This window comes from Hallella faecis, from assembly GCF_018789675.1.
Lineage (GTDB): Bacteria > Bacteroidota > Bacteroidia > Bacteroidales > Bacteroidaceae > Prevotella > Prevotella faecis.
Window position 1 is genome coordinate 1 of record NZ_JAHKBE010000171.1, and the last position, 393, is coordinate 393.

At 39.7% G+C, this 393-nt stretch carries 1 pseudogene; it reads right to left on the bottom strand.

Annotation, left to right across the window (positions count from 1 at the left end):
* Positions 1 to 167: 167 nt before the first annotated feature.
* Positions 168 to 393 (bottom strand): annotated as a pseudogene (locus KM934_RS13000) (nucleotidyl transferase AbiEii/AbiGii toxin family protein); the annotation flags it as partial.

Consider the following 393-nt stretch of genomic DNA (forward strand, 5'->3'; position numbering starts at 1 on the left):
TGGCTGGCAGCGTAAAACTGCTTAGCCTTTATCTCAAATTTTAACGAACTATTGGCATTTGATATTGCACACAAATTTTGTTCACGAGGAGGTTAAAGTCGCCGTGAATGTCTCCAGAAACCACTACGTCCTTACATTCTGGAAACTGATATATATCGTATTTTCTGCTATTCATCTTTCATGTTCTCCCAAAACGGAAGAAGTCTTTGCTGTAAGAACGCTATCACTTCGGTAAAAGACAATATGTCTGTGGACGTTATTTTACGCATGAAAGCTGTCCACCTGACCTGCATTTGCTGATTGCTACCAAACTCCTTTCTGAAGAACATCGTGTTCTCATTATAAGGAGTGTGGCGATTTTCAAATGTATGTTTGATTGCTTCCTGGAGTGTT